Genomic DNA, 16,887 nt, shown 5'->3' with positions numbered 1-16,887 from the left:
TCATCGAGCCTGAAAGGCTGCAGGACGGGCGTCGTCAGTTCACCAGGGACAGCGCGCGCCGTGGTTCGCGCTCGGTCTGCTCGCCGCCGCCCTCGACCATGGTGATGGTCAGGCCGAAGAGCATCTTGTTCATCTCGTCCACGGTCAGGCCGAGCTCGCCGGCCACGGCGGCAGGCCGCACGCCGTTTGCCCTCAGCCCCTGTGAGGAGCCCCTGGTACTTCGCGGCGGTCTTCCCGCCCAGGTGCGGCAGGCGCTGCCGCGTCACAGTCCGGGCAGTTGTGACGTTCTACCGCCAGTGCAACCTGATCGGGCGTCAAATCCATGGCTGAAGTCTCACAGAACCCCGTCGCACAACATGTCGGTTCCGAGAGGACTTTTGCGAGCGGCGACTTGCCGGAACCTCGGTTCCAGTTGGCGCTTGTGCGCGCTACATGCGGGAGGCGGCGAAGCCGATGAGGACGACCGCAGTGACCACGATGCCGGTCAGCCCGGCCCAGCCACCCAGCAGTGCGCATGCCGCTACGACTACGAAGGCGCCCAGCATGAGTGCAGTGAACGCCCACCCCGACAATCCACGGTCATCACTGTCTTCCGCCTGCGTCTTCGTTTTCCTGGTCACCGTGCGACACGGTATCGAGTCTGGCTGGTGGGTCTCACGTCGGGGAGGGCTCATGGGGGATGCGCCGCAGTGCCATGGCCAGTGCAGGTACGCGGACGGCCCGGCTCGCGGTGACGGCCGGGTCGTTCGGGGTGGTGCGTCAGGCGAGGGCGAGGAAGAGTTTTTCGAGTTCTTCCTCGGTCATGGGGGCCTGGTTCTGATCGGCGTTGGTCATGCACTGGCGCATGCCGCTGGCGACGATTTTGAAGCCGGCGCGGTCCAGGGCTTTGGATACGGCGGCGAGCTGGGTGACGACGTCTTTGCAGTCGCGGCCGGCTTCGATCATGGCGATGACGCCGGCGAGTTGGCCTTGGGCGCGGCGCAGGCGGTTGAGGACTGCGTTGACTGAGTCGTCGTCGACTTTCACCGGTGCCTCCTGGCCTTGTGTTCTCACCCCATGGTACCCCAGGGGGTATCCCGGCGGGTGGGGTCAGTGGTCGCGGAGGGCGGCGAGCGCGGCTGCGAGGTCGCCCTGGTGGGGGCGGTTGTGGGGAAGTTTGGCGAGGAGGGCGGCCATGCCGCAGGTGTTGGTGAGGGCGGAGAAGACCAGGCCGCCGGCGGTGCCCGCTGAGGCGAGGCGGAAGGCGGGGCGCAGACGGCCGAGGGCGAGGCCGGCCAGGACGACGGCGCCGGCGGTGAGGCGGACCTGGCGTTCCATGCTCCACGCGGTACGCCGGGCGCCGTCGGGGTGGTGGAGGGCATTGCCGTCCGCTGCCCAGGCTCCGGTGCCGCCGGTGAGGGTGGCGGTGGTGATGCCGTTGTCGGCAAGGGTTTTGCAGGCGTTCTCGGAGCGGGCGCCGGAGGCGCAGACGACGAGGATGTCTCCGCGCTGGGCTGCGTGGCGGATGTCGGGGAGGGCCCGGTCGAGGTGGTCGAGGGGGATGTTGAGGGCGCCGGGGAGGTGGCCGGTGGCGTACTCGCCGGGGGTGCGGACGTCCAGGACGATCAGTTCGTGCAGGCGGGTGCGGGCCTGGTCGGTGTCGAGGGCGCGGGGGGTGGTCATGAGGCGGTGTTCCGTCCTTGTTGTCGGCGGTGCCCGGTTATGGACAACCAAGTTACCCGGGGGGTATTGGCGGGAGAGTGGCGGCGGAGCGCCGTACGGGCGGGAAGGTCAGTGGAGGGCGTCGGTGAACATGAGGGCGGCGACGGCCAGGAGCATGATCGCGAAGATCCGCTGGAGGGCGGGGCCGGAGACTTTGGAGGCGAGGCGTTTGCCGTCCCAGGCTCCGAGGATCGCGGCGCCGGTGAAGGGGGCGATGACCGCCCAGTGCAGGGGCGTGCTGGTGCCGGCGCGGGCGGCGAGCGCGGCGAGGGAGTTGACGGTGATAACCAGGAGGCTGGTGCCGACCGCGGCGCGCATACGCAGTCCGAGGACGGAGACGAGGGCGGGGACGGCGAGGAAGCCGCCGCCAACGCCGAGGAAGCCGGTGACGGCGCCTAGTCCGGCGCCCGCACCGGCGGCCCGCGCCGGTCTGACGGGCCTGGGCTGCTGGTCGGGGTCGGGGGGCTTGAGCATCCTGAGGGCGGCGAGGGCCGCTATCGCGGCGAACGCGGCGGTCAGCACCGCCTCGGGCAGGCGGGCGGCGAGGGTGGCCGCGACGATTGCGGGCACCACCCCGGCGGCCGCGAACAGGGCGCCGGTCTTCCAGCGGACGTTGCCGGAGGTGGCGTGGGTGTAGAGGGCGGTCGCGGAGGTGGCGGTGACGATGATCAGCGAGGCGGTGGCGGCGGCGGCCGGGGTGAAGCCGAGGAGGTAGATCAGGGCGGGAACGGCCAGGACGCTGCCGCCGCCGCCGAGCGCCCCGAGGGCCAGGCCGATGACGGCTCCGGCGATGAGGGCGAGGAGGAGGACACTCACGCTATCCGGCCGCTGCTTCCTCGTTCGTCGACGACCGGCAGCCCGGACGACGCCCAGGCGTGCATACCGCCCTTGACGTCGACGGCCTCGGCTCCGCGCCCGGCCAGGAGTTTGGCGGCCTGCTGGGAGCGGTGCCCGGAGCGGCAGATCACCACCAGCGGCCGGCCCTCGGCCGTGGCGGGCAGGCCGGAGCCGGTGACCAGCCGGGAGAGCGGGACGTGGACGGCGCCGGGGGCGTGGCCGGCGTTCCACTCGACCTGCTCGCGGACGTCGAGGAGGACGGCGTCGCCGTCGGTGGTGCGCCGACGGGCCTGGTCGGGGGTGACGCGGGCGATGCCGCGGCGGAAGAGGAACATCCGCGTTCCTTCCAATTCTCGGGTGGCAGAGGGCAAGGGGGCAGCAGTTCAGCTGCCGGTGCAGGTGGTGAGGGGCAGGCCGGCGTCGGTTGCGGCGTCGAAGGAGTCGTCGACGGCGACGACGTCGCGGTCTGCAGCGTCCAGCAGGGAGGCGGCGATGCCCGCGCGCATCCCGCCCGCGCAGTGCACCCACACCGTCCCGGCCGGTACGTCGGCCAAGCGGCGGTGGAGATGTTGGATCGGGATGTGCACGGAGCCTTCGATCCAGCCCGTGGCGCGTTCGGAGTTCCGGCGCACATCGAGGACCACGTCAGGGCTGGGGTCCTGGGCGGCGAGGTCGGCGAAGGTGGCGCGGGGGAAGGAGCGCGGGGTGTGGCCGTCGGGTATCCAGTCGCGGACGGTGCCAGTGGCGGCGGCGGCTGGGCGGTCGATGCCGACGCGGACCAGTTCGCGCTGGGCAGCGGCGAGCTGGGCGGGCGACTGGGCGAGGAGGGTGACGGGCTTGCCCCAGGGGATCATCCAGGCGAGGTAGGTGGCGATCTTCCCCTCCGCCTCGAAGTTGAACGATCCCGCGACGTGGCCCTCGGCAAACGCGATCCGGTTGCGCAGGTCCACCACCCACTCCCCGGCGGCCAGGCGTTCGGCGATGTCGGCGGCGTCGGCCAGCGGGGGTGCGGTCAGGTCCACCGGCGCGGGGCCGTCGGAGTTGGCCGGGCCCATGTGGGCGTAGTAGGCGGGCACGTCCTCCAGGCCGGCCAGCAGGGCGGCGACGAAGGAGTCAACGTCCTTGACCAGGGCGTCGTTGGTCGTCTTCTCCTTGCCGATGGTGGTGGCGTCGCCCTCGGACTGAGAGGAGGAGCAGAAGCTCCCGAACCCGTGGGTGGGCAGCACCGGCGTCTCGTCGGGGAGCTCGGCGGCGAGCCGGCGGGCGGAGGCGTGCTGGGCGCGGGCCAGCTGGTCGGTCAGCCGCGGCTCGACCAGGTCGGGGCGGCCGACCGAGCCGATCAGCAGCGACCCGCCGGTGAACACCGCGGCCACCGTCCCCTGCTCTTGCAGGACGTAGGAGGTGTGGTGCGGGGTGTGTCCGGGCGTGGCCATCGCCCGCAGGGTGATCCCCCCGTCCACGCTCACCGTGTCACCGTCGGCGACGGGTGTGCGGGCGAAGCCGACCCGGGCGGCGGCGGGCACGAGGTAGGCGGCGCCGGTAATGCGGGCCAGGTCCAGGCCGCCAGTGACGTAGTCGTTGTGGATATGGGTCTCCACCACGTGAGATATCCGCACCCCCCGCGCGGCGGCCGCCTCCAGAACCCGTTCGACGTCGCGGGGCGGGTCCACCACCACCGCGGTGTGCGCGCCGCCCGCCAGGTAGCTGCGGTTTCCGAGGCCCTCGGTCTCGATGGTGTCGATGAAGAACACGCGGTTGCTCCCTTCAGCTGACATTTACCCCCGGGGGTATATTTTCGAGCCTAGCACGGGTACCCCCGGGGGTATTTTTGACGAGGAAGAGAACCCGCTCACAAAGGGCGGCTACCCGCCGCCCGCCCACGCACCCCGGAAAGGATGACCCCATGCGCTACGACCGGACCGTCCACCTCGATGCCGACTTCGCCACCACCGTCGCCGCCATCCGCGAGGCCCTCGCCGCACGGGCTTCGGCATCCTCACCGAGATCGATCTCACCTCCACCGTGACGGCCAAGCTCGGCCACGACATAGAGGACTACCTGAACCTCGGCCCTGCAACCCACCGCTCGCCCGGCCCTGGACGCCGACCGCACCATCGGCCTCCTCCTGGCCTGCAACGTCGTGGTCCGCACCGACGGCGAGCACACCGCCGTCGCCGATCCACTGCGGGGGCGCTGGCGCCCGCCACGCCGAACCGCTGGGACAGAACGGACACCCGAGGGGGCCGAGCAGCCGGCCAGTGGGACCGGCCCGCCGCACGCCTAACAGCCCCGCCGCAGGTCAGCGGCCTTCTGCAACCTCCATGGAACCGCTGTGGCTTATGGGGGCGCATCCGCGGAGCACGATCCGCTAGGCTGTCCGCGGTCGGTCGGCTACTCGGCACGTGCGGGAGAAAATGTCCACTCGGACATCCCACCCGCCGCGCGGGGGCGCGAGCTGACCAGGGCGTTTGACTCGCCGGGATGGCGAACCCCACTGGGGTTTCCTCCACGGTTTCCATCAAGCCCCGGCCTCCGTAGCTCAGGGGATAGAGCACCGCTCTCCTAAAGCGGGTGTCGCAGGTTCGAATCCTGCCGGGGGCACAGAGAAACACCTAGTCAGAGGCCCTTCCGTCCGGCGGACGGGAGGGCCTTCGTACTCGCAGCACACATTTGGCACACATGCGGCTGCGGGCAGCGGTGGGGAGCTGTGCGAGATGCCCGCGAATGACGAGCTGGCCCGGCGCCGCTACGAGAAGCTGGTCGACCGGCTTGAGTCGCTGATGCGGGCCACCCTGAAGCCGGAGTACGAGGGCTACTACGGGCAGCTGATCCTCGGCGCTGACGATCTTGCGGAGATGGGCGAGCTCAAGGACGTCCTGCGTGCCGCCAGGGAGGCGGGAGGGCGTCTCGGCTGGAAGACGACCACGCACCTCGTCGGCGGGAGGCTCTTCGTCCTCGACGAGCGCGAGGTGCCCGAGGGGATCGAGCGGTTGGCTGGGGATGCGGCCGCTGCTGCAATTGACCGGGCTCGGGAGGAAGGCGGTCGGCCGCGACTGACCTGATCCGAGGGAGACGCAAGGGGCTACCCCACCGCGTCAGTGCGCTGGGGTAGCCCCCTTCCGTTGCGACTCCCCGGCACGGATCAAGCACACATCACGCGGCGTCTTCCTCCAGAGTGGCCACCGCCTCGGCGGCCTCACGGGCCTTCCGCTCCGCCTTCTCCAGATTGGCCTTCGCCTTGGCCAGCTGCTTGGCACGGCGCTTGTGCATCTTCTTCGAGACCTCGTCCAGGCGGTCCGGGAAGAGGTGCCCGTACGTGTCCAGGGTCAGCGTCGCGGACTTGTGGCCCAGCATCGTCTGTACGACGTTGACGTCCGCGCCGCTGGCGATGGCGAGCGAGGCCGCCGCATGGCGCAGCTTGTGAGGGGTGACCTTGAGGTGTCCCAGCCCGGCCTTCACGACCGCTGGCGCGAAGAACCGCTGACGGAAGTTGCGGGCCCGTAGCGGTCCGCCCTGCGGAGCAGTGAAGAGCAACTCCTCATCTCCCCGCCCCTGGACGTGGGGCTTCAACTCCTCTGCCAGGAACCGCGGGATCGGTACCGACCGGCGCTCGTGGTTCTTGGGGGTGTCGAGGTAGAGCTTGCCGTTGTCCTCGGCGTACGCCTCGACGATGTGCGCCCGGCAGGCATCCAGGTCCACGCGGCCCACCTTCAGTGCGGATGCCTCGCCCCAGCGCAGGCCGGTGTAGGCCAGCAGGAGGATGAACACACGGTAGGCGCCGGACGCGTTGGCCAGCGCGTCGACCTGCATGTCGTCGAGGTACACGTGGTCAGCCGGCATCGCCTTGGGCAGGGGCACGCCGACAGCCGGATTGACGGCCAGCCGACGAGCCTTGACCGCGTAGCCGAGAACGCGGCTGAGGACGACGTACGCCTTGCGGACAGACCGAGGGCTCAGCTTCCTGCCGCCATTCGCCTCGCCGGAGAGCAGGTCCGCGAGCCACTCGGCGATGTCCTCGAATTGGATGCGGTCCAGTGGGGTGGTGCCCCACTTGGGGATCACGTGGACGTCGAGAACACCGCGATAGCGGCCTCGGGTTGAACGCTTGAGATGGAGCTGCGCGGCCAGCCAGGACTCCGCTACCTCTGCGAACTTCGCCCGCGCGGCAGCCGGATCACGGTAGGAGCCGTCGTTAAGGCGGGACTCCATCTTCGTCCGATCCGCCTCGGCGTCGACCTTGCGGGCGAAGGTCTTCATCTTCGGCTTACCGTCGGGGCCATACCAGCGCACGCGGTAGCGCCCCGGTGGCGTACGGCCCGCCCGCTTGGCTTCCGCCGCGGCCCGCACATACGCCGCGTGCCCTATGCGGTCCTCAATCCAGACCCGCGCCAACTAGCACCCCCTCCGGTCGTCACCGGACACCGACGGGAGCGGCAGGAGCAGGGTCGCGGGAGGAACGCCGAGCGCGGTAGCGAGGGCGACGAGGTCATCTACGTCGCAGCGACGGCGGGCGCGCTCGGTGCGGCTGAGGGCGGTGTTGGCCATCGGGCGGCCCAGTGCGGTGCAGTGGGCGGCGAGTTGGTGCTGGGTCAGGCCGCGCACGAGGCGTAGGTACTCGATGGCGCGGGCGGTGTGGAGGCCGACGGGGCCTATTTCGATAGGTCGGGTTGCCATGACAGATATCTGTAACTTGCATCCGGGCACCATGGCAAGAGTTAGTTCTTAAACTCTACAAAAGCCTTTCCGGGGCGAAGTGGTGTTCGTCTCATCGAATTCCGGGACATCGCGAGTCTTTTCACTGAGAAGGCCGTGCTACCTTCCCTCCACACCCCAGAGCTGGGCGATTTGAGTAGCTATTGGGTGCGATGTCCGGTTGATTGGCCGCGTCACTCCTGGCTGCCAGGCGACACCTCTGAGCTGCGGAGGTACCGGATTCCGACCCCTCTGCCGGTCGCTTCGCCGCAGAATATTTCGGCATCCGCGGGAGCGATTTCGGCAACCGGGGATCCGCCCTTACTGTTTTGGTCTTCCCCGGCCACGCCGAGAGAAGTAGCCCAGACATTCAAAACCAGCCTTGCACCTTTCCCTGGATGGTGTGGCCGTGTTGCCCAAGCCTGCCATCCAAAACCCCGATCCCGATATGGAAACCTCATTGCCAAACCACTCCCCGCGCCTTGCTGGCGCCGAGCGTGACCAGCTCGCCACCCCCGCCGACGTGGCCGCGTACCTCGGGGTGCCGGTGAAGACGCTCTACCAATGGAAGTACCGGGGCACCGGCCCCAGCGTCCACAAGGTCGGCCGTCACCTGCGCTACCGCTGGCACGAGGTGGACGCGTGGCTGGACGCCCAGACGTCGTACGACCTCACGGCCTGACCCGCGCCTGACGCGGACAGCGAAACGGCCCCCGGCGAGCCAACACCGAGGGCCAAAGACTCCCCCTGCCGAGTGCCCATCCCTGAACGAACGAGCTGGTGAGGGGCGGGACCTTGCCCGTCCTGCCTCTCACCGGAGAGGAACGCCTATGGAGGACTCTACGTCCCCCACCACGAACACATCTCCCATCGGCTGGCCCACTCCCGCGGTCCCCGGCGAAGGCATCCCCTGGCACCGCGGGAACCTGACGGACACGCAGTCCCCCGCATCGGGGACCGCCGAGCAATCGGCTGATGCGGACGCACACGGTCCCCAGCCTCCCGCTGACACGGCTGCGGTTGGGGACCGTCCCCGCGACGTGCCCAGTGCTCGATCCCCGCAGGTCACGGTCCCCAAATCCACATCCCGTGGAAACCCGCAGGCCAACGCCGTGGAAGCTGGGACCGGTCCCCAAGAGGAGTCCGTTACACCAGGGGACCGCAATGGGGACCGTGGTCACGGTCCCCACCGACCGCTGGGGACCGGCAATCCCGTGACGGGGACCGCCCAGCAGAACGGGACCGGTCCCGTCGACTCACGGGGACCGGATCACGGGACCGGCTCCCGGCCTCCTCGGGGACCGGCTGACCGCATGGAGGGTTCCGGTGAGGGTGCGGAATTGCTGGATGAGTTGCGGGCTGCGATCGGCAAGTACGTGGTGCTGCCAAGCGAGGAGGCACTGACCGCAGTCACGCTGTGGGTGGCGGCCACGCACATCCAGACAGCTCTGCAGCACGCGCCCCGCCTGGCGGTGGTGAGCCCGACGAAGGGCTGCGGCAAGTCCCGCGTCTTGGACGTGCTGCACGAGACGGTGCACAAGCCGATGATGACGGTGAACACCTCCCCGGCGGTCATCTTCCGCGTCATCGGCAAGAACCCGCCCACCCTGCTGGTGGACGAGGCCGACACCATCTTCGGCCCCAAGGCGGGCGACAAGGAGGACCTGCGCGGCCTGCTGAACGCCGGACACCAGCGCAACCGGCCCGCCTGGCGTATCTCCGGACCCGAGCACAAGCCCACCCCATACCCCACCTTCGCCATGGCCGCGCTCGCGGGCATTGGCGACCTGCCAGACACGATCATGGACCGGGCGGTCGTGCTGCGGATGCAGAAGCGCAAGCCCGGCGAGAAGGTCGCCCCGTTCCGTTCGCGGTACTCGGTGCCCGAACTCAATGCGCTGCGTGACCGGCTGGCCGCCTGGCTGGGACCGCTGCGCGGCACCGCTGCCCGTATGGTGCCGGCGATGCCGGTGGAGGACCGGGCGGCGGACACCTGGGAACCGCTGGTGATCATCGCCGACCTGGCCGGAGGCTACTGGCCCGCGCACGCCCGTGCGGCCTGCGTGGCCATGACCCGGCACGAGGCTGTCCAGGACGAGCAGACCAGCCTGAAGACACGACTGCTGCGCGACATCCACCGCGTCTTCGAGGCACACGGCAACCTCGAGGCCCTGTCCACCCAGGACCTGGTCGCCGCCCTGCTCCAGGACGCCGATGCCCCGTGGGCGGAGTACGGCACCAAGGGGCTCAACGCCTACCACCTGGGCAACATGCTCCGGGACTTCGGCATCGGCTCCGCCAACTACCGTTTCAACAAGGGCAGGCAGGCCAAGGCGTACGCCCGTAACCGGTTCCTCGACGCCTGGGCCCGCCACTGCCCCGGCCTCGCCGAGGCGGCGCACGACGCCACGCCCGCACGCCCAGCCCAGGGCAAGCCACCGACCACTCCGGCGGGTTCGTTGCCCATCGGCCCGCCCGGCGGCCCCGCCGGACCCAATCACGCCCGCTAACCCGCCTCCCCCTCTGGATCCGTATCACTGCGTCGCGTCCATCCCCGCGCAGGTCAGCGCGGGGACGGACGTTCTCACCGGGACGCACTTCTCCGTACCTGCCCATGTGTCCGTACCTGTGCTGACCAGGCATGCGACGGACGCAACGGACGTGACACAGCGCCGCCCCCTGACCGCCGGAGAAACACCCCATGCACGAACAGCACCAAGAGCTCCCCGCAGCTCAGCAGCAGATGCCCTTCACCTCAGCCCCAGACAGCGCAGCAAGGTATCCCGTTGGACCGTCCAAGGGCCGGTCCAACGCGGAAGCCTCCGCCCCGGGGGTGGCAGAGGCGCTCGGGCACCAGGGGGTGCCCGAGCAAGAGAAGCCAGGCACTGCCGCCGAGCTGCCGTTGCCGCGCGCCGCCGACGAAGCCGCCTTCCACCGCGTCGCCCGCCGCCGCAAGCGCAAAGAGAAGCAGCGCAAAGACCGCGTCGACGCACGCTACAGCGCCGACGAGAAGACCAAGATCCTCACCCAGGCCCGCTCGCTGAACGTCGCCGGCGCCCACCTCGTCGGCACCGCAGTCATGGCCTACGTCGACGGCGACCTCACCCTCGCCGACCAGCGAACCCCCATCGACGACTACATCGACGAACTCAACGCGCTGCGCTCCCAGGTCGCCCACATCGGCCGCAACGTCAACCAGATCGCCAAGAAACTCAACTCCGGCGGCCAACCACACCCTGGGGACACCGCCCTCCTCGCCCAGGCCGACCACACCCTGGACACCGTCCGCGCAGCCGTCCAAGACATCGCGCAAGCCGCGAACCAGGCCGCCACCAAGAAGGCAGCCCGATGATCGCCAAGATCAGCAGCGGCAAGGACACCGCGGGCCTGATCCGCTACCTGTTCGACACGAAGAAGGCCAAGGACCACACCGACCCCCACCTGGTCGCCTCCTGGGACGGCTTCGCCCCCGACCCCGGCCGCACAGGCGACCTCGACGCCACCAAGAAGCTCCTCGTGGCCGACCTCGACCTGCACGTCAAGCAGGCCAGGCGGCTCGGCCGCGCCCCCGAGAAGCACGTGTGGCACTGCTCGATCCGCGCCGCCGAGACCGACCGCATCCTCAGCGACGAGGAATGGGCAGACATCGCCCGCCGCATCGTCGTGGCCACCGGCATCGCGCCCGAAGGCGACCCGGACGGCTGCCGCTGGGTCGCCGTGCGCCACGCGCCGGACCACATCCACATCGCCGCCACAAAAGTCCGGGGCGACCTACGAAGCGCTCGCCACTGGAACGACTACCTGACCGCCGACCGCGAACTCGCCACCATCGAGAAGGAATACGGCCTCCGCCAAGTGGTACGTGGCGACCGCACCGCCGCCAAGCGCCCGACCCGCGCCGAACAAGAAAAGGCCCGCCGCGCCGGCCACGACCGGACCGCCCGCGAGCGCCTGCGCGCCACCGTCCGCACCGCCGTGGCCGCCGCCACCAGCACCCAGGAGTTCATCCGCCTGCTGACCGACACCGACGGCGTCCTCGTCGACGTCAAGCACTTCCCATCCGGCGACGTACGCGGCTACACGGTCGCCCTCGAAGGCGATACCAACTGGGCAGTCGAGCCGATCTGGTACTCCGGCTCCGAACTCGCCCCGGACCTGTCCTTCCCCAAGATCCGAGAGCGCCTCGAAGCCACCGACTCCCAGCCCGACGACTGGCCGGGCCAGCGCAGGCCCAGCCCATGGCACCAGGCCATCGCCGCCGTTGAACGCATCCCCCACCACCTCGACCAAACGGACGACGAGGCCGCCCAGGCCCACCTCGCCGCCTTCGGCGAGGCCCTCGACGCGCTCCCCCTCCTCGCGCCCCAGGCCCTCCGGACCCAACTCCGAAAGGCAGCAACCACGTTTGAACGCGCCACCCGCTCCCGCATCCAGGCCGAACACCGCCACGCCCGCGCCCTGCGCGGCGCCGTACGGGCCATGCTCCGCGAACCCCTCCCCAAGGACGGCACCCTCCTCGCGATGTTCCTCGACTCGGCCCTCCTCACCGTCATCGCCGCCGCACGCTGGCACGACGTACGACGCCACGAGCAGCAGATCATCGCCTCCCGCCAGACCGTGATCAACCTCCAAGCCGCCTACGAACAAGCCGCGGCCGAGCCTCTGGCCGCGCTCGCCCAGCGCCGACCGCCCCAGCACAAAGTCGACCGGCACATCCGCCACATACAGCAGACCGTGCCCGAACACGCGGAGCAGGTCCTGGACGACCCCGCCTTCGACGCCCTCGCCGCCGCCCTCACCGACGCCGAGACTGCCGGCCACAACCCCCAACAACTCCTCCAGCAAGCCGCCAACCAGCGCACCCTGGACGACGCCCGCTCCCTGGCAAAAACGCTGACCTGGCGCATCAACCGCCTCGCCCAGAGGCCAGCGCCCAGCGCCCGCGCCCGCGCCGCCCAAGCCCGCAGTACCGCCAGGCCCTTGGCGACGCAGCCCCGCCAGCCAGCGGCAGAGCGCCCGCACCCCCGCAGCCCCGAGGTATCCGGGCGGCGTCGCTGACCGCTGAGCCGCAGGCGTGGCCTCCCCCTGCCCCTTGCCCACCGCGTCAAGTTGGGCTGACCAATCGACCAGGATCGCCCGCTTAGCCGAGTAGGTGCCGGCGTCGCCCGCCGAGCCTGTGGGGACAGCGCTGGCGGGCCGGAAAAGTGGCTGAGCGTCCAAGGGCGCTCATACGGGCAGGAGCCAGCTAGGCCCGTCCGGGGTGCCGAGCCAGACGCGTTGGGCGTCGGGAGTGATGGTCAGACCGAATTCCGACAGGTGCGGCGAGCCGGCGTTCTGCCACGCCTCGACGGCGTCCTCGACCGCGTCCCACAGCTTGAGCGGGCCGCGCTGCACCACAGTCCACCCCTCGCCGTTCTCCGCCGGTCGCGTGCGCGCCTGTGAGCCGGTCGCGACGTCGAGCAGGATCTGCTCGGCGCCCAGGCCGAGCCGTTCGGCCGAGGGGGCGGCGAGCTGAGCGACGAATCGGCCGGACCAGTCGTCCAGAGCGGCGGGGTCGATCCGGCTCGACCGTTGCTCGCCTGGCAGAAGCTCGAAGGGGCCGTGCGGTGGCCGGTCGTGCGTGCGGGCCATCATGAACGAGGTGTATCCGGGCAGGAAGCGGCCGGACGCTCCGCCCTGGTCGTCGACGGTGAGGCGCACGAGGCCGTGCCCGAATCCCCAGCCGGCGAGTGTGACAACGACGGTGCCGCCTTCCTTGACCTGCCGTAGCAGGCCGTAAGGGATGTGCCGCATGGAGCAGAACGCGATCACGATGTCGTACGGGGCCCGTTCGGGGTGACCGCGCAGCCCGTCGCCTGTGATGAGGGTGGGGGCGTATCCGGCTTCGGCCAGGGCCTTGCGGGCGCGTTCGGCTGCGGCGGGGTTGGTCTCGATCGCGGTCGTGTTGTCCTCGCCGAGCACCTCGCAGACGTACGCGGTTGACAGACCGGTGCCGGCGCCGATGATCAGGGCGCGTTTACCTCGGGCGGTTCCGGCCTGCTCGATCATCCAAAGGATGACCCCGGGGAGGGTTGAGGACGATGTCGGGGTGCCACCGGTGACCGAGTCGGTAGCGTCCTCGGCGAGCACCCCGTCGATCTGAGTTACCCACGTCGTGTTCTGGTAGGTGAGACGCAGCCATTCGTCGGCGGGGACGTCGTCGCGGCGTGTAGGAGTCCACACCGTGACACCCGGCGGGTCGCTCGGCTTGTAGATCGCGCTGCCGAGGAACGTCTCGCGCGGAACGGTTTCGGCGGCGCGGCGCAACTCTGGATCGTGCAGCAGGTCTTCCTCGACGAGTTGCTCAACGAGGTGCCGGCGCAGGGCGGCGGCGGTTTCGGTGGTCATGCGGGTACGCCCTTCTCAAGGGTGTTGGCCAGAGCACATGCGATTGCGCGAGTGGTGGACTCGTCGACGAACGCCCACTGCCCATTCGGGTTGCATTCGAGGAACCACCATTGATCGCTGGCGTCGAGAGCAAAGTCGAAAGCGCCGAAGGTCAGCCCGAACGTACGAAGGTAGGAGAGCACAGCCTCGCGGACGGGGCCGGGCACCGTCACCGCGGAGCAGGTGATCAACCTTTGGTCCTGGCGCCAGTCGAGGTGATCGCCGTCGGTGTCGATGCGGGTTGCGAACAACTCGTCGCCAACGGCGGCGAGGCGTATGTCGGCAATCTTCGGCACACAGGCTTGGAACAGGTGAGGGCACAGCGCGATCGAATCGTCGAGCTCGTCGGCTTCGACTGCGCGAACCCAGATGGTTCGGTTCCGTCCGTCCTCGCTGGCCAGGTGCACGCCGTGAACCGGCTTGTAGATCACGGGTCCATGGTTGGCCGCGAACGTGCGGGCGTCCTCCGGAACGTTCGTGAACAAGGTAGCGGGAACGGGCAGACCGAGGCGTGCGGCCGTGGCGAGTTGTCCGGGCTTGTAGTCGGCGGCACGATTCCGCATGGGGTGGTTGACGTGCAGTGCCCCGGGGAGTGCGGTCAGCATCCCGGTGTAGCCGGCCCGGGACTGCTCGATGCCGAATCGCTGCGCGGGAGTCTCGGCTGTCCGAGGATCGCCCCACGAGGTGGGACGCCGCCAGTAGACCGAACGAACGGCAGACAAGTCGACGTGGCGGGTTGCCGTTTCGAGATCGCCGGTGAACGCGCCCTGCTCGATCCGAGCGCTCATGCGCGCGGGTTGTGGGAAGTCGATGCCCGGATCGAGCCGTACGGCCGGGACACCCCGGCCGTACAGCTCGTCGAGCACCAGATCCGCCGTCACGTCACCGAGCGCGGTGACGACGAGAACCGGTGAGTTATCCATGTCAGTCGGGCACGTTGTCTTCGAGCGAGTCCGCGTCGGCCGGCGCGGGCGGCTGCGCGCCCCCGCCGTCGGCGCCGGTCGCGGTCGGGGAGGCGGTCGACTGGCTGGTGCCGTGCCCGCCCATCTCGACGGGCTGGCCGCTCCTGTCGAAGTACCGCGTCGTCTGGCTCGCGGCGTCGAGCTCGGTCCGGGTGTACGGCAGTTCAACGGTGTTCGGGTAGAGGGCTAAACGGCTCGTGCCCCAGGGCTGTACTGCGGTGGCCATCCGATCTCCTTCTGTGGTTGACGGTCACGTGCCTTGAGTTGCATACGGTGCGCTTTGCCTCGGATCAGCGACAAGGCCGCACCGAGGCGGTGCCCGCATCGGGGCGGCGAGGTGAACGAGTCGCCTCTGCCCGACGCGGGAGTGTTGGTGCGACCCTGACCCGGATGGTCGCCATGGGCGCCGCGAACGCGGCGAAGGATGGAGCGTTGCCCGGACGGCGGGTGTTCGCTTGACCGACGGCTGTCCGGGAGGCGGTTCACTCGGGGAGCTCCGGCCGGTACGGGTAGAGCATCTGTCGGTCGTAACAGGCGTCCTCATCCGCGCAGACCACGGAGGAGTACCAGACATCATCGATGTCATCGAGGACGCGGGCGATGTCGAGATCGTCCACTCGCGCCGCGATGTCGCAGACGGTGCACTTGGCCACTGGGGCGTCAGGGGCAGGCTCTACCCCTACGGGGAGCGTGGCCCCGAGGCGCTGCCAGGTGCGAGGGTTGTCAGTCCGGAGGCAGCATGCGGCGCCGTCACTGCAAGATCGCCGTTTGGCGGTTCGCTCTCGACCGTCACCATCGCGCCAGATGAACGATCCGGTTTCCACGCTGTCGAGTGGTACGAGCGACTCACAGATCCCGCAGCGCACGAGTACGGCGGCGCTACCCACGATGCACCGCCGGGGCGTAGGGCGGCACGTACGGCCGTACGTGGAAGGCGTGACCGTCGATCGGCAGAAGTCGGGCTCGTACGTGCGCGGGAAGCGGTCGGCGGGCGTAGGGCGGGGCCGGGGGAATGGCCGAAGTAGGCCGAATCGAGGGTGCGGGCCGCCTGCAGCGCTTCGATAACCGCCGGTGCGTGGCGCGTAGCGTCCGGGCGATGCCTGGCCCTAACCAGATCCAGAGGCAGGCGATAAGGTCGCGCATGTCGTCATCAGCTCCTAGCAATGTGTCAGCTGTTGGCGTCGCTGCCCGGCGGCCGTGTCCGCGGCCGTCGGGTCTTTGGGAGTAGTGGTGCGAGAGTCGGTTCGCGGTGGTCAGACGGGCGGGCCGCCTTCTCCGATGAACCTTCGGGCAGGCTCAGCCCGGGTCTTGCCGAGGAACAGCCGGCCGCGCTGCGCACCTTCCGATACGTACGGCCTGACGTCGGCGAACGGCGTCCTCGGTTTCAGGGGATCGAGGCCGACCGCGACCGCCACTGGTGCGCCGGCGGAGACGAACCCTGACCACTCGGCGCTAACGGGCACGTGGAGTGCAGCCTGGCAACCGTCGAGGCTCAGGAGCGCGGAACGCCCGTGAACGACGAGTCGGGGACCGATGTCGGGAAGTCGGGCCGATGGATCGGCGAGATTCAGAGCCGCAGCGAGACCCCGCATGTCGCCCTCAATGGATTCGGGCGACTCACCTTCCCGACGGGCAGGAGGGTGGGCGAGCAGCACGAAGGCAACGTGACCGGCCTCGGTGAGGTCGATCCAGAACCAGACACCGAGCGATGCCAGCAATCCGGCGGTCGGCGGGGTCGCGGTCGCCATCAGCATGGGATCACACCGACTTGAATCCCGCCCTCGGTCGTTTTGAACTCCGTCCATACGGTCTTGCCGCACGAGTCGTGCGGCGTCACCCCCCATCCGTCCGCCACTGACGTCACGATGAGCAGCCCCCGCCCATCGGTGTCGTCTTCACTCGGCTTCCCGACACGGGGGGCACCCGTCCCCGTGTCGTGCACCTCGACGCGCAGGCACCCCTCGTCGAGGGAGACCTCGACAAGGAAGTCAGCGTGCGCGCCATGGCGTACCGCATTGGTCGCAAGCTCGGAGAGGCAGAGCACCGCATCTTCGGAGCGGTCGTTAACCTCCCACTCCTCCAATACGCTGCCTAAGAAGGAACGCGCCTCGGGCACCGCGCCACCTGCTCGCGGGAACCGCTGCGCCACCGATCTCGGCATGAGTGCAACCCCCTTGCCTGCGCCCTTGGTTCGAGCAACTAGGCAACCGCGGAGCCGAGAGCAGGGGTACCGTCGGAGAGGGTGTCAAAGGGTGTTACTTCCACTACC

General features: G+C 69.5%; 19 protein-coding genes, 1 tRNA gene and 1 pseudogene. 7 read left to right on the top strand and 14 right to left on the bottom strand.

Annotated elements, in window-relative coordinates; genetic code table 11:
- Positions 1-34 precede the first annotated feature (34 nt).
- The 6 genes from OOK40_RS00175 to OOK40_RS00150 form a co-directional block, all read right to left on the bottom strand.
- Positions 35-166, bottom strand: a complete 132-nt coding sequence (locus OOK40_RS00175) for a hypothetical protein (RefSeq protein WP_266475521.1) — start codon at positions 164-166, stop codon at positions 35-37.
- Positions 167-759: 593 nt separating this feature from the next.
- Positions 760-1,026, bottom strand: coding sequence for a metal-sensitive transcriptional regulator (locus OOK40_RS00170; RefSeq protein WP_266475519.1), 267 nt, complete (start codon positions 1,024-1,026; stop codon positions 760-762).
- A 63-nt stretch (positions 1,027-1,089) separates the two neighbouring features.
- Entirely contained in the window at positions 1,090-1,662 is a 573-nt protein-coding gene (locus tag OOK40_RS00165) for a rhodanese-like domain-containing protein (RefSeq protein ID WP_266475518.1), read from the bottom strand.
- Positions 1,663-1,770: 108 nt separating this feature from the next.
- Positions 1,771-2,517, bottom strand: a complete 747-nt coding sequence (locus OOK40_RS00160; protein WP_266475516.1) for a sulfite exporter TauE/SafE family protein — start codon at positions 2,515-2,517, stop codon at positions 1,771-1,773.
- Complete coding sequence (locus OOK40_RS00155) at positions 2,514-2,873, bottom strand: rhodanese-like domain-containing protein (RefSeq protein ID WP_266475514.1); 360 nt, start codon at positions 2,871-2,873, stop codon at positions 2,514-2,516. Before OOK40_RS00155 ends, OOK40_RS00160 begins: the two co-directional genes overlap by 4 nt.
- A 48-nt stretch (positions 2,874-2,921) precedes the next feature.
- Positions 2,922-4,289, bottom strand: a complete 1,368-nt coding sequence (locus OOK40_RS00150; protein WP_266475512.1) for a rhodanese-like domain-containing protein — start codon at positions 4,287-4,289, stop codon at positions 2,922-2,924.
- A 152-nt stretch (positions 4,290-4,441) separates the two neighbouring features.
- Between OOK40_RS00150 and OOK40_RS00145 the strand changes: the two are divergent.
- The 3 genes and pseudogenes from OOK40_RS00145 to OOK40_RS00135 all read left to right on the top strand — a co-directional run.
- Positions 4,442-4,711 (top strand): annotated as a pseudogene (locus OOK40_RS00145) (DUF302 domain-containing protein); the annotation flags it as partial.
- A gap of 355 nt (positions 4,712-5,066) precedes the next feature.
- Positions 5,067-5,139 (top strand) — tRNA-Arg (locus OOK40_RS00140).
- A 113-nt stretch (positions 5,140-5,252) separates the two neighbouring features.
- Positions 5,253-5,600, top strand: coding sequence for a hypothetical protein (locus OOK40_RS00135; protein WP_266475511.1), 348 nt, complete (start codon positions 5,253-5,255; stop codon positions 5,598-5,600).
- Positions 5,601-5,691: 91 nt separating this feature from the next.
- On the opposite strand, the gene OOK40_RS00130 is transcribed toward OOK40_RS00135, so the two are convergent.
- Positions 5,692-6,930, bottom strand: a complete 1,239-nt coding sequence (locus OOK40_RS00130; RefSeq protein WP_266475510.1) for a site-specific integrase — start codon at positions 6,928-6,930, stop codon at positions 5,692-5,694.
- Positions 6,931-7,212 (bottom strand): helix-turn-helix domain-containing protein, encoded by a 282-nt coding sequence (locus OOK40_RS00125; RefSeq protein WP_266475509.1) that lies wholly within the window; start codon positions 7,210-7,212, stop codon positions 6,931-6,933.
- Between the two features lie 478 nt (positions 7,213-7,690).
- On the opposite strand from OOK40_RS00125, the gene OOK40_RS00120 reads away from it, so the two are divergent.
- From OOK40_RS00120 to OOK40_RS00105, 4 genes are all read left to right on the top strand, one after another.
- A complete protein-coding gene (locus OOK40_RS00120) occupies positions 7,691-7,912 on the top strand; it encodes an AlpA family transcriptional regulator (protein WP_266475508.1) in 222 nt (73 codons plus the stop codon).
- A 631-nt stretch (positions 7,913-8,543) separates the two neighbouring features.
- Positions 8,544-9,740 (top strand): DUF3631 domain-containing protein, encoded by a 1,197-nt coding sequence (locus OOK40_RS00115; protein WP_266475507.1) that lies wholly within the window; start codon positions 8,544-8,546, stop codon positions 9,738-9,740.
- A 323-nt stretch (positions 9,741-10,063) separates the two neighbouring features.
- A complete protein-coding gene (mobC, locus tag OOK40_RS00110; RefSeq protein WP_323136016.1) occupies positions 10,064-10,582 on the top strand; it encodes a plasmid mobilization relaxosome protein MobC in 519 nt (172 codons plus the stop codon).
- Positions 10,579-12,288, top strand: coding sequence for a mobilization protein (locus OOK40_RS00105; protein ID WP_266475504.1), 1,710 nt, complete (start codon positions 10,579-10,581; stop codon positions 12,286-12,288). The genes mobC and OOK40_RS00105 overlap by 4 nt, the downstream gene beginning before the upstream one ends.
- A gap of 168 nt (positions 12,289-12,456) precedes the next feature.
- On the opposite strand, the gene tgmC is transcribed toward OOK40_RS00105, so the two are convergent.
- The 6 genes from tgmC to OOK40_RS00075 all read right to left on the bottom strand — a co-directional run bounded on the left by tgmC (position 12,457) and on the right by OOK40_RS00075 (position 16,734).
- Entirely contained in the window at positions 12,457-13,617 is a 1,161-nt protein-coding gene (gene tgmC, locus OOK40_RS00100) for an ATP-grasp peptide maturase system methyltransferase (protein ID WP_266475503.1), read from the bottom strand.
- Positions 13,614-14,579 carry an ATP-grasp ribosomal peptide maturase gene (tgmB, locus tag OOK40_RS00095; protein WP_266475501.1) on the bottom strand — a complete coding sequence of 322 codons (966 nt, stop codon included), beginning with the start codon at positions 14,577-14,579 and terminating at the stop codon, positions 13,614-13,616. The genes tgmC and tgmB overlap by 4 nt, the downstream gene beginning before the upstream one ends.
- 1 nt (position 14,580) lies before the next feature.
- Positions 14,581-14,844, bottom strand: coding sequence for a putative ATP-grasp-modified RiPP (tgmA, locus tag OOK40_RS00090; RefSeq protein WP_108149237.1), 264 nt, complete (start codon positions 14,842-14,844; stop codon positions 14,581-14,583).
- A gap of 256 nt (positions 14,845-15,100) precedes the next feature.
- A complete protein-coding gene (locus OOK40_RS00085; RefSeq protein WP_159100267.1) occupies positions 15,101-15,271 on the bottom strand; it encodes a hypothetical protein in 171 nt (56 codons plus the stop codon).
- Between the two features lie 600 nt (positions 15,272-15,871).
- Positions 15,872-16,372 carry a hypothetical protein gene (locus OOK40_RS00080; protein ID WP_266475499.1) on the bottom strand — a complete coding sequence of 167 codons (501 nt, stop codon included), beginning with the start codon at positions 16,370-16,372 and terminating at the stop codon, positions 15,872-15,874.
- A complete protein-coding gene (locus OOK40_RS00075; protein WP_266475497.1) occupies positions 16,366-16,734 on the bottom strand; it encodes an ATP-binding protein in 369 nt (122 codons plus the stop codon). The genes OOK40_RS00080 and OOK40_RS00075 overlap by 7 nt, the downstream gene beginning before the upstream one ends.
- Positions 16,735-16,887: the final 153 nt, after the last annotated feature.

This window comes from Streptomyces sp. NBC_01481 (genome assembly GCF_026339995.1).
Classification (GTDB): Bacteria; Actinomycetota; Actinomycetes; order Streptomycetales; family Streptomycetaceae; genus Streptomyces.
Note: the sequence above shows the minus strand (reverse complement) of the source record. Positions and strands in the feature narration are given on the sequence as shown.